11 protein-coding genes are annotated in these 12412 nt (G+C 35.2%); 2 read left to right on the forward strand and 9 right to left on the reverse strand.

The window, feature by feature from the left end:
• Positions 1-373 precede the first annotated feature (373 nt).
• The 7 genes from GVV10_RS08005 to GVV10_RS08035 form a co-directional block, all read right to left on the reverse strand.
• The gene (locus GVV10_RS08005; protein WP_159521472.1) at positions 374-1801 is read right to left on the reverse strand and encodes a murein hydrolase activator EnvC family protein; all 1428 of its coding nucleotides are present in this window, start codon (positions 1799-1801) and stop codon (positions 374-376) included.
• On the reverse strand, positions 1798-2700 hold the full coding sequence (ftsX, locus tag GVV10_RS08010) for a permease-like cell division protein FtsX (protein ID WP_159521474.1): 903 nt from the start codon (positions 2698-2700) through the stop codon (positions 1798-1800). The genes GVV10_RS08005 and ftsX overlap by 4 nt, the downstream gene beginning before the upstream one ends.
• Positions 2693-3382: a cell division ATP-binding protein FtsE gene (gene ftsE / locus GVV10_RS08015; RefSeq protein ID WP_159521476.1), complete on the reverse strand. Its 690-nt coding sequence runs from the start codon at positions 3380-3382 to the stop codon at positions 2693-2695. The genes ftsX and ftsE overlap by 8 nt, the downstream gene beginning before the upstream one ends.
• Before the next feature lie 63 nt (positions 3383-3445).
• Positions 3446-4291, reverse strand: coding sequence for a YitT family protein (locus GVV10_RS08020; protein WP_159521478.1), 846 nt, complete (start codon positions 4289-4291; stop codon positions 3446-3448).
• Positions 4292-5396 (reverse strand): peptide chain release factor 2 gene (gene prfB, locus GVV10_RS08025; protein ID WP_201290025.1). Its coding sequence is split into 2 segments (ribosomal slippage): positions 4292-5323 and positions 5325-5396, totalling 1104 coding nucleotides; the frame shifts between segments, so codons are not numbered across the junction.
• A 4-nt stretch (positions 5397-5400) separates the two neighbouring features.
• A complete protein-coding gene (gene secA / locus GVV10_RS08030; protein WP_159521480.1) occupies positions 5401-7746 on the reverse strand; it encodes a preprotein translocase subunit SecA in 2346 nt (781 codons plus the stop codon).
• A gap of 85 nt (positions 7747-7831) precedes the next feature.
• Positions 7832-8029, reverse strand: coding sequence for a cold-shock protein (locus GVV10_RS08035; protein ID WP_159521639.1), 198 nt, complete (start codon positions 8027-8029; stop codon positions 7832-7834).
• 368 nt (positions 8030-8397) lie between these two features.
• Here GVV10_RS08035 and GVV10_RS08040 point away from each other — a divergent pair, with 368 nt between their 5' ends.
• Positions 8398-9381, forward strand: coding sequence for a C-terminal binding protein (locus GVV10_RS08040; RefSeq protein WP_159521482.1), 984 nt, complete (start codon positions 8398-8400; stop codon positions 9379-9381).
• Between the two features lie 2 nt (positions 9382-9383).
• On the forward strand, positions 9384-10610 hold the full coding sequence (locus GVV10_RS08045) for an MFS transporter (protein ID WP_159521484.1): 1227 nt from the start codon (positions 9384-9386) through the stop codon (positions 10608-10610).
• Positions 10611-10642: 32 nt separating this feature from the next.
• On the opposite strand, the gene GVV10_RS08050 is transcribed toward GVV10_RS08045, so the two are convergent.
• On the reverse strand, positions 10643-11161 hold the full coding sequence (locus tag GVV10_RS08050) for a ComF family protein (protein ID WP_159521486.1): 519 nt from the start codon (positions 11159-11161) through the stop codon (positions 10643-10645).
• Between the two features lie 68 nt (positions 11162-11229).
• A complete protein-coding gene (locus GVV10_RS08055) occupies positions 11230-12369 on the reverse strand; it encodes a helicase-related protein (RefSeq protein ID WP_159521488.1) in 1140 nt (379 codons plus the stop codon).
• Positions 12370-12412 lie beyond the last annotated feature (43 nt).

Consider the following 12412-nt stretch of genomic DNA (forward strand, 5'->3'; position numbering starts at 1 on the left):
CTGAGCCAGGATCAAACTCTTCATTTGATTCTTTCTCATGAATAACTCTGACGAGTTATTGTTTTATTTTTGTTATCTATTTCTGTTTGAAATTGACGTTTCCTGTTCAGTTTTCAAAGACCATTGCTGCGTACCGTTTCCCGGTCAACGCTTGATTATAATACCATCCACATACTCCCTTGTCAACTCTATTCGCAAACTTTATTTATTTATTTTACTTTTGTTTTTTACTCTTTTATCTCTTCCTTATATATAGCAATTATTTATCATTTTTTCAATCTAACATATTTTTCGTTCCACCATTTTAAATTAGGACACTTTATAAAATAAAAACCCTAGACTTTTATATCAAAAAGCCCAGAGTTTACTTGTTTTATCCCACCACACTCGCCGGATTCATTCGGCAAGGCGGAGTGTTTCCATTAATATTACAACGTTTTGAATACTCATTCCCATAACTTGACGAACCAGTTCCAAATGTATTTGTTGTGTAATAGCTTAAAGCTTGGGCTGAATTAGTCCCTAAATAATAAACTTCTAAATGTAAGTGTGGTCCGGTTGATGCACCTGACGATCCACTTAGACCAATTCTTTGTCCTTTACTCACCGCTTGACCGGCACCAACATGGACACCTCCAGCTTGTAAGTGAGCATAAAGTAAGCCGTAATACTTACCATTAATATTAACAACTAAATTGACCCAATTACCCCAACCACCATTACATGAATTAGGGTAACCGCCCCATGTAGGACATCCACCACTTGATCCAACCGCAACACCATTTCCAACTGCAAGTAAAGGTGTACCGATTGAGACACTAAAATCTTGTCCCATATGTTTATGTCCACCAAAACTTGCTGGATAATTCCAAACACCTGGACCCCATCCATAACTTCCACCAATCGGACTACCCCAACCACTGGATGACGACCCTCCGCCGCCACCGCCACCATCTACTGGAGGTGGTGTTTGTTGGAATATTTTATCCATGTTATTCTTTTCAGAATCCGAAAGTTTCGTTTTTGTTTCTTGTAATTTTACTTGATTTGCTTTTTGAATTAAGAGTTCTTTAACAATCGCTTCAATTTTAGCTTTCAACGCTTTTGTTTTCTCAACTTGCGCAACTGCTAACTCTTTTTCCAACTCTAAATCTTTTTTATTTTCTTCTAATTTTTCTTTATCTGCTTCTAGTTTTTTCTGTTCTTCAAGGATTTCAGCAATAATTGCTTCATTATATTCCTTAATTCGCTTCATACCTTCACTTCTACGCACAATATCCGAAAAATCACTCGCACCCATTAGAAATTCAATATAACCATTAACACGCATTTCCCCTTGCATATTAACAAGGAATTTTTTAACCAATTTATTTAATTCTTCGATATGATCTTCGCGTTCTTTAATTTCTTTTTCTGTTTTCTTAATTGATGCCTCGATAGCCGAAATTTTCTTCTCATTTTCGACAATCTCATTTTCTAAACGCTTAATATCACTGTGATAGGTCTCTAATTTCTTTTGTTCATCATCAAGTTGCCCTTGAATCTCACCTTGGGTTTTACTCGCACTTTCGATTTCTTTTTTTAAGCGCTCTCTCTTTTCTTGTTTATATTGCTTATATTGTTCACAAGTACCTTTATTTGAAGGGTTGTATCCTCCATAACAAAGACTATCGTATTTACTTTCATTTGCACTGTAGTAATTATAATCTTTATCCGACAACGCGAATAAGGGTGAAAACAATCCTAACCCCATTAAAATTACAACGACTAAAATAATAATTTGCTTAGTTTTCCGTTTCATCGAGACCACCTCAATAATCTTCCTACTGTTAGCATACTACCTAAAGCCCCTACAAATGTTCCTATAAGTGCTAAAAGGCCTGAAATTTGATATACAAGTGGTTCTGCAGGAACCAATTTAAACATAGTTGACCAAATAACGCCACCTGTTCCATCCAAAATATATTTATATAAAAACACTGACACCAGCACCGGAACGATTGAACCAATAAACCCAATAATCATACCTTCTATAATAAAAGGCCAACGAATATACCAGTTACTTGCCCCAACAGTTCTCATGATACTAATTTCTTTCTGTCTTGATTGCACAGAAACTCTGATCGTATTAGCAATTAAGAATATTGCAACTGCCGTTAAGAAAATAACAGTTACCAATCCAACATTTCTAACTTGTTGAAGAGTCTCCATTAAATTTCCTGTGCCATCTCCACCATAAGAAGCATAGTAAACACCATCAAGTTCGCTTACTCTATCCGTAACTGACTTAATTTGTTCACCTTCTTTTATCGTAATTAAAAATGCATCAAGAAAGGGATTGTTTTCACCACGATACTGTCCATATAAATCTTCAGCTTCTTCGCTTCCATCCATTTCAATAAAATATTCCAATTCTTCTTCTTTCGTCGAAAATTTAATGGTTTCGACTTCAGGATTCTTCTTTATTTCTTCCTCAAGTTCTTTAACCGTTTTTTCTTCAATATCATGGTTTAATTGAACATGAATTTGCACACTTTTCTCAACGTTTTTTGTCATAGCTTCAATGTTAACGTTTAAAAACAAAAACATGGACATCAAAAGCAATGTTACTGTTACCGAAGAAATACTCGATAACGACAGAGCAAAGTGTCGAAACACGCCTGTAAAACCATCTTTTAAATGTCTTCCAATTCTACTCATGGTTCATATATCCCCCCGTATTCATATCAGCAACAATATGTCCTGAATCTAGGGCAATTGTACGTTTTTTATAATTATTTACAATATCAATATCATGTGTAACCATTAAAATAGTAGTTTCTTCCTCTTGATTAATTCGTTCAAGTAAATCAATAATTTCATATGATTTTTCAGGATCCAAGTTTCCAGTTGGTTCATCAGCAATTAACAACATCGGTTTATTGGCAATTGCTCTTGCAATCGCGACCCTTTGTTGCTGTCCACCACTCAACTCTAATGGATAAGCATTGGCTTTCTCTGATAAGTCGACAAGACGCAATACTTCACGCACTCGTTTTCTTACCTCCATTCGTGGTGTGTTGACCACTTCTAATGCGAATGCGACATTCTCGAACACAGTTTTTTTCTCAAGCAATTTAAAATCTTGAAAAACAACACCTATGTTACGACGATAAATAGGCACTCTTGAGTGCCTTAGTTTTCCAACATTAAAATCACCGACACTTACTTCACCTTTTGTCGGAATCTCCTCACCATTTAATACTTTTATTAATGTAGATTTCCCTGAGCCCGTAGGACCAATGATATAAACAAACTCTCCTTGGGAAATCGTTAAATTAACTTCGTATAGTGCATTAACACCATTTTTGTACCGCTTTGATACATCTTTTAATCGAAGCATATAGACAACAACTCCATTCCTACTTTGTCATTATAACATACGTTTATTGAAATCTAAGTGAAACTAAACCTTGTAAAACCCTGGTCCGTGGACCTCAGTCGCATCAGAAACAATCATTAATGCTTCAGGATCAAGTTCTTTTACAATCTTTTCTAACTCTGGATATTGATAGTGCATTAAAACAGTCATAATCATTTCACGCTCTTCATTTGTATAACCGCCTTTTGCCGGTATTAATGTTGATCCACGATCAATCATGGTATGAATCGCATGCAAAACTTCATGTTTTTTGTGGGTGATAATAAAGACTTGTTTTGCTTTATCCCCACCCATCATTTGAATTTTATCGATTGCATAACTCGCTGTGAATACTGATAGGAAACCAATTAATACAAGTTCTAATCCATAATTACTCAATCCGAGCAAAATCACGAGTGAGTCAGATAACAAAATCCAAATCGAAACTTTAACGTTCGTGTATTTCTCAAGAATTAGGGGAACAATATCCATTCCTCCTGTACTGGCTCCAGTTCTAAACGTTAACCCTAATCCAATCCCTGTTAAAATACCACCATAAATAGAGGCAAGGATAGGGCTCATTGATGTTTGAATTTCGATAAAACCAAATAAATATACAAATAATGGATATAAAATGGTACTTGCTAAAGTTTTTAAAGCAAATTCTTTACCTAAAAATATAAATCCAAGCATAAACGTGACCACCAATATTATATTGATCATAATTTCAGGATTAACATTAAAAATCGGGTACAGAGCAATGGCAAACCCTGCTACTCCACCCGATAAAATTTTATTTGGCAAGATAAAAAACGTTGCTGCAAAAGCAACTGTAAAGTTACCCGCAAAAATTAGTAAAACATCTAAAAGCAAACCTTTGTTTTTTTTCATTTAATCGCTCACATTCATCTTCAAAAATGCTTCTACAAATGGATCTATTTCCCCATCAAACACATCCTCTAGTTGACTTGTTTCATGAAGTGTTCTATGGTCTTTGACCATCGTATAAGGATGGACGACATATGAACGTATTTGTGATCCCCATTCAATTGCTTTTTGGTCACCTTTAATTTTGGCCATTGCAGCTTCATTCTCTTCTATTTGACGTTGATATAGTTTACTCTTTAACATATTCAACGCTTCTTCTCTGTTTTGGATTTGGCTTCGCCCATTCTGACACGTTGTTACAATTCCAGTGGCTTTGTGGGTAATTCTTACAGCTGAGTCTGTTTTGTTAACATGCTGACCACCTGCACCACTTGATCGAAATGTATCCACTTCGATATCTTCTGGATTAATTGTAATTTCAATACTGTCATCAAATTCAGGCGAAACATCAATTGAAGCAAATGAAGTATGGCGTCGACCTGATGAATCAAATGGACTAATTCTCACTAAGCGATGGACTCCTTTTTCAGCTTTAAGGTAACCGTAAGCAAATGTCCCGCTAATTAAGAGACTTACAGATTTGATTCCTGCTTCATCTCCGTCTAAATAGTGAAGAACCTCTACTTTATATCCCTTTTTTTGCGCCCATCGTGTGTACATACGGTACAGCATCTCTGCAAAATCTTGACTCTCTGTACCCCCTGCACCTGGATGTATTTCCAAAATGGCATTTTTTTGATCATAATCATGACTCAAGAGGACAAGCAGAGAAAAATCATCAAGTTCTTTTTTCAAATCTTTCACCACAAGTGCTAATTCGTTTTGGAACTCATCATCTTTCTCTAATTTTAGAAGTTCTACACTTTCTAAACATGAGGTAAACTGCTCTTGTAAATGCTCAAAACTTTCAATCGCTTTACGCTTTGAGTTTATGCTTTGTACATGAGCAGCACTTTTTTTATGATCATCCCAAAAACCATCTTGCATCATTTCTTGTTCTAATTGTTTTACCTGTTCTCTTTTGAGATCTAAGTCAAAGAGAGTCACCCAATGTCTTTAGTGAAGTCAATGCTTCTGTTACATTTTGATTAATTTCGTATAATTCCATTCTATCACCCTTGTCTATATTCTATTTTCACATTCACGCAGAACATAACAATATCCACTGCAATTTTACTTAACATTTCTTCAAACATTTCAAATCCTTCATTAACATAAGCTTGCAATGGTTTTTCTTGAGCATAAGAGCGTAGGTGAATACCTTCTCTTAATTTTGCCATTGCATCAATATGATCAATCCATGAACGGTCAATCATGCTTAATACCATATCTTTTTCAATTTTTACAAATTGCTCTTTAACTTCATCAATTCTATTTTCATATTGTGCCCATGCATCTTCCGTAAGTTTCGTTTGAAGTTCTTCAATCGTACCTTCTTGTAACTCTGAAACAGATATTTTATCATCGACAATATTTAATGTTTGCAATGCTTCAAGCAATCCTTCGTAATCCACCGCTTCACCTTTGGCTTCAAAATCTCGGTAAGCGGAAATCGTATCAGAGATAACTTTATTAAACATTCCGTGAATAATACCGTGAACATCGTCTTGATCTAAAACTTCATTTCGTTGTTCATACATTATTTCACGTTGTTGACGTAAGACATCATCATAATCTAATAAGGTTTTACGGATATCAAAGTTTATTCCCTCAACACGACGTTGAGCTGCCTCAATCTGTTTTGTAATCACTTTATTTTCAATGGCTACATCACCCAGTTTACTATAAACACCTTCAAAACGTTCGCTACCATGACGAAGCATTAAATCATCCTCGAATGAAACGAAGAATCTTGACATTCCTGGGTCACCTTGACGACCAGAACGTCCACGCAGCTGATTATCAATACGTCTTGACTCATGACGCTCGCTCCCTAAAACCGCAAGTCCACCTAATGCACGTGCTTCATCATCTAACTTAATATCAGTTCCACGTCCAGCCATGTTAGTCGCAATTGTCACAGAGCCTTTACGACCTGCTTTTTCAATGATTTGCGCTTCACGAGCATGGTTTTTCGCATTTAGAATCTCATGAGGAATTCGTCGTTGTTTCATCATCATACTAATATATTCACTAGTTTCTACAGCAACGGTACCCACCAATACTGGTTGACCTTTTTCATGCAGTTCTTTAACTGTGTTTAATAACGATTCAAATTTCGCTTTCTGTGTTCCATAAATCAAATCAGCATAATCTTCACGAGCAATTGGACGATTCGTTGGAATCTCTATAACTCGCATGTTATAGATTTGCAAGAACTCTTCTTCTTCAGTTTTAGCTGTACCTGTCATCCCTGACAACTTACTGTAGAGTCTAAAGAAGTTTTGATATGTGATGGTTGCTAATGTAACTGTTTCTTGTTTAATTGTTACGTTTTCTTTTGCACACAACGCTTGATGGAGACCATCCGAATATTCTCTTCCTTCCATCAAACGACCTGTAAATTGATCAACAATAACGACTTGGTTATCTTGAACAACATATTCAACATCTCGCATCATAATATAATTAGCCTTAAGCGCATTGTTAATATGATGGACCAGTCCTGTATTATCTAAGTCGTATAAATTATTAATTCTGAATGATTTTTCTGCCTTTGTGACGCCATCTTCTGTAAGCTGAACAGTCTTTGACTTAATATCAATAACATAATCTGCACCTTCATGAAGACGTTTAACAAAACGATCGGCTTGTTCATATTGTTTTGCTCCATCACGGGCTCCACCTGAAATGATCAAGGGTGTACGAGATTCATCGATTAAAATCGAGTCAACTTCATCAATTAAAGTAAAGTTAAGCGGTCTTAAAACACGGTTTCTAACTTCCGTCACCATGTTATCTCTCAAATAGTCAAACCCAACTTCGGAGTTTGTTGTATAAGTAATGTCACATTCATAGACTTCACGTTTTTGACTTGCACTCATCGAGCGTAAGTTACATCCAACAGTTAATCCTAAAAAGCGGTGAATTTCACCCATCCACTCAGCATCACGTTGTGCTAGGTATTCGTTAACTGTAACGATGTGAACCCCTTTACCATCAAGAGCATTTAAATACGCAGGAAGAATTGACGTTAAAGTTTTTCCTTCCCCAGTCTTCATTTCAGCGATATCACCTTGATGTAAAATTATCCCCCCCATTAATTGAACTTTATATGGGAATTCTCCAATCACACGGTAAGCAGCTTCTCTTGCTACTGCAAAAGCCTCTACGAGAATATCATCGAGTGTTTCTCCATTTTTTATTCTTTCTTGAAAGAAAGGTGTTTTAGCTTTAAGATCCTCATCACTCAGTTCACGAGTTTCATCAGCAAGTAAATCAATTTTATCAGCAAGATCTGATACTTCTTTTAAAATTTTATTATCATTGTTAAAAATATTCTTTATAAAATCAAGCATATACGTGCCTCCATTCTTATTTATTGTACCACAAGCCCCTCATAAATTGACCATTAAAAAAGTTGGACCGTCCAACTTTTTTAATCTATATTCTAATAATATTATGTGCTTGTGGTCCTCGTTCAGTTTCAACAAGTTCGAATTCTACTTCAGTTCCTTCATCAATCGTTTTAAAACCTTCCATGACGATGTGGGAATAATGAAAGAAAACATCACGCCCATCTTCCAAAGTAATGAAGCCAAACCCCTTATTTTTATTGAACTTCTTAACTTTTCCTTGCATTATCTTTCCTATACCTTTCTTCATTCTATAGAAAATTATACTTGTTTTTCATAAATAAGGCAAGTGTAAGCACTTACTTAGCGCTTTGTCATTAAGGTAGCTTCTATTTCACATTCGAACGCTTGATTGCATTCTTATTTTAAAGATCAGTGGTGCATGAGCTCATTTGCATATTAGAAAACGAATCATTTTCACAATAAAAACACATGAAGTATGTACAAATTGTTGTATATTTCACGAATTAAAGCCCTTTTGTAAGTATTTTCACATTATATGACATTCTACATGATATTGATTACATAAAACTTAGATGGACTTATTGATTTGATATTCTTGAATTGATATTGTTGCGTAAAGGAGAGAGATAAATGAAAATCTATAGATTATTTGAAGAAGATGGTACTTTTGAAGCACAAAAAGAAATGGTAGGGGACAAAGCTGAAATTATTCTTTCAGTTTCACCAACTGAGGAAGATATTATAAAGAATGCTCATGATGCAGACTTTATTATTTGTGGCTATGAAAAAATTACACCTAAAGTAATGGATTCACTTCCAAACTTAAAAATGGTAGCTTTCCAATCAATTGGAACAAATGGAATTGATTTAAAAGAGGCAAACGAGCGAAACATGCCTGTATCAAACATTCCACACTATTGCATTGAAGAAGTTTCTGATTATGTTATTGCATGTATTTTTGCACACAACAGACGATTAATTCAATATAACGACTCAGTTAAACGTGAACACAACTGGATTTACGATGAGTTCCCAAATATGCGTCGCATTAACAACCAAACAATTGGATTCTTGGGATTAGGAAATATCCCACGTTTAGTCGTTAAGAAACTTGCTGCGTTTGGTTGTGAAATGATCGCATACGATCCATTTGTTGATGAAAAGACATTTAAAGAACTTGGTGTTAAATCAGCATCGATGGAAGAAATTTTTGAAACAAGTGATATCATTTCATGTCACTTACCACTTAATAGTGCAACTGACAAAGTCATTAACAAAGATTTATTCGCACTAACAACGAAAGCCCCTGCATTTGTAAACAGTGCACGTGGTGGTGTTGTTAATGAGGAAGATCTCTTAGAAGCTCTAAATAACGGAAAGATTTCTTATGCTTATTTAGATGTTCTATCCACTGAATATCCAGTCTTGGAAGAAGAACCATTGGTCAATCACAAAAACACAATCGTGACACCACATGCTGCATTCTATTCACTTGATTCAATGGAACAATCAGGAACAGACTCAGTGAAGAACATTTTAAACTACATCAGCGGAAACTATGATGAAATTGACTTAGTCAATCGAAGAGATATTGAATTAGGAGGAAAGAAATAACAATGGAAATGTCACAAGGGAAAAAATATTTTCTAGTTGGATTACTAGGATTTATGTTTAGTGCAGCTTACTTACTGCCTTATATTAAATACGTATTCAATGATGCTTTAATTGCTGGATTAGGTATTACAAACCAACAATCAGGAATGTTACTTTCTGTTTATGCTGTGATCAATGCGATTACATTAATTCCTGGGGGATATATTTCAGATAAATACAGTCAAAGAAAAATTATTACTGTTTCAGCACTTGGAACTGGTATTATCACAATTATCTTTGCATTCAATATGAATTATACAATGGCTCTAATTACTTGGACTGTCCTAGGATTCACAACTATTTTTGCTTTCTGGGGATCTGTCATCAAGGCTGTTCGTATGCTTGGTACAGAAGATGAACAAGGAAGACTTTACGGTTTCTACGCTGGTTTCCAAGGTGTTGTTAATACCGTAGTTGCTCTTGGTGCAGCCTATGTTTTCTCATTATTTGCAGCACAAGCTGATGGTTTAAAATCAGTCTTGATCATGTATGGTTCACTTAACATTTTAGGTGCTGTCATGTTCTGGGTTCTGTATCCAAAAGAACTTGATGTTTCTGATGAAAATGCAGAACCAATTAGTGTTAAAGACTTAATCACAGTTCTTAAAATGCCAGCTACATGGTTATTATCATTAATCATCTTCTCAATCTATGGTGTATTCTCAGGGTCAACCTTGATGACATCATATGTGACAGATGTTCTATTAATAACAGGGACAGTTGGTACATTAATCGCAATCTTTAGAACCTATATTGCTCGTGCAATTTTCTCACCAGTCGGTGGAATTCTTTCAGACAAAACAAAAAAACCTTCCAAAAATATTATGATTTCATCAATCATTACTGCAGCTCTTATTGTAGTTCTAATGTTATTTGGTAAACAATTAGGTAATATCGGTGCCCTTCTTGTAATTATCGCAAGTTCAATCACAATTTATATGAACTTTGGTGTAATGTGGGCAACATCAGAAGAATTAAAAATCCCAAGAAAACTTTACGGATCAGTCATCGGTGTTGCATCGATTATCGGTTATGCACCTGACTTCTTCATGCATGCAATGTTTGGTTCATGGATTGATCAACATGGTGCTGATGGATACCGTTTCATCTTCATGTTCTTAATCTTCCTTGCATTAATTGGTGTTGTGACTTCTTTTGTAATTTCACAAAAAAGTAAAAAAGAAGCGTAAGAAAATACTTTAATTTACTTCTAGTTGACTCATCAACTAGAAGTTTTTTTATACCATTTTTTTCCACTTGATATAACTAAACAGCGAATATCTTTTGCATAAGGTTTCAGTAAATTAACACAAGCTTTCATTGTTTCGCCACTGGTCAAAATATCATCAATGAGAAGGAGTCGCTTTCCACGAATTACAGATTCGTTTTCCAACATAAGATAATTTGACACATTTTGTCGTTTTGAGAAGTGTTGTAATGCCTGTTCTTTTTCTCCACAATGTTTTAGGCAAGCTTCTATGTTTTTAAAGCCACTTCTTCTAACAATTTCTTCCATATGACGAAAGCCTCTTTTGTTATTCGCTTGAATGGTAGATGGCACAGGAATAATCGTATACTTTCTAAACCTCCAAACCCAATAAGGATGTATAAATATTTTTGCCAACAAAATATCTTTGCTTTCTTTATACCTCAAGATATTGTTCCTTACTTCTTTTTCATATACAAATAAAGAAACAATATTCGTTGTATCTAGTTTTATTCTCACTGGTTTTGATTTCATCTTCTCACGACAAGATGTGCATAATTGATCACCAAGTAAAATTGTACTAACGAAATTCCCTTCTTTTTCTAAACTTCTAAAACAGAGCAGGCACATTGATTGTGAGCATTGATATTTTCTATACATCTTACAATCTCTAAATTTTTTTCTTTTGAATAAAAATAACACGATCCTTTCGTATTTTGGGTTCCTCTCCCGACTCTTCCCGCTATTTGAACCAAGGTAGCATGAGTGAATACCCTTTGATCCGCTTGCAACACATAACAATTAATTCCTTCAAACGTAACTCCCCTTTCTAATAACGTAGTGCTAATTAGAAAACCTTTCAACTTATTTCTAAATGAATCAAGAATCGCTTCTTTATCCTCGCTTTGTGATGTGATAAATGGACACATAAGACATCGCGCTAGTAAACGTGCTTGTCGCTTAGTTGGAACGTAAATGATTGCTTTAGTGTGACGGTTTCTGTATAAATCAATACAGAACAAAAGATTATCAATGAGACTTAAGCGCCAAACTGGCACCGGAAGCAACTTTAAACTCGGTCGTATGGGCAATGTTAAATGTTTAACTTCCTTGTTTTTAATCTTTTTTTTCATTGCTTCATCCACTGTCGCAGATAAGTAAACAATGTGCCCAGTCTCACTCAAACTTTTAAGAACAAAATGTTCAAGCATCTTATTATCACGATAAGGAAAAGCATCGGGTTCATCCAGAATTAATAAATCAAATTGATGTCGATATCGATACAATTGATGACAAGTACAAACAACCAGATCACCAGTAACACATTGGGTAAAACCTTGACACACCTTCACAACCTGAAGTTCTGGAAAGTATGCCTTGAGTCTGTCTGATAGCTCAATCACTATTTCTCGCCGTGGAATTGCCCAAGCACATCGTTTACCTTGATTCAACATTGCAACAAGCAATGGCAAAACCATTTCCGTCTTTCCTGCTCCACACACCGCTTCAATAAATACATCTTGCTTAACTGCTGTCCCTAATTCTTTAATAAGATTTGCTTGAAAGATGGTCAGTTCAAAAGGAAGATTCAATTTAATTTGCCTTCTTTTCCCTTCAATCTTAGCAACATCTTGACTTAATGTAAGACAATTCCTACATACCCCTTTGTAAAAATATTTTTCCTCACTCACTCCACAAAACTTACATTTCATTTGCATCCCTTTACAAATTATGTTTTTCAACATCAAACTCCTAAATAAAAAGAACCAAAATTTTTGGTTCTCT

The sequence above is a fragment of the Erysipelothrix urinaevulpis genome (genome assembly GCF_009828835.1).
Taxonomy (GTDB): Bacteria; Bacillota_I; Bacilli_A; order Erysipelotrichales; family Erysipelotrichaceae; genus Erysipelothrix; species Erysipelothrix urinaevulpis.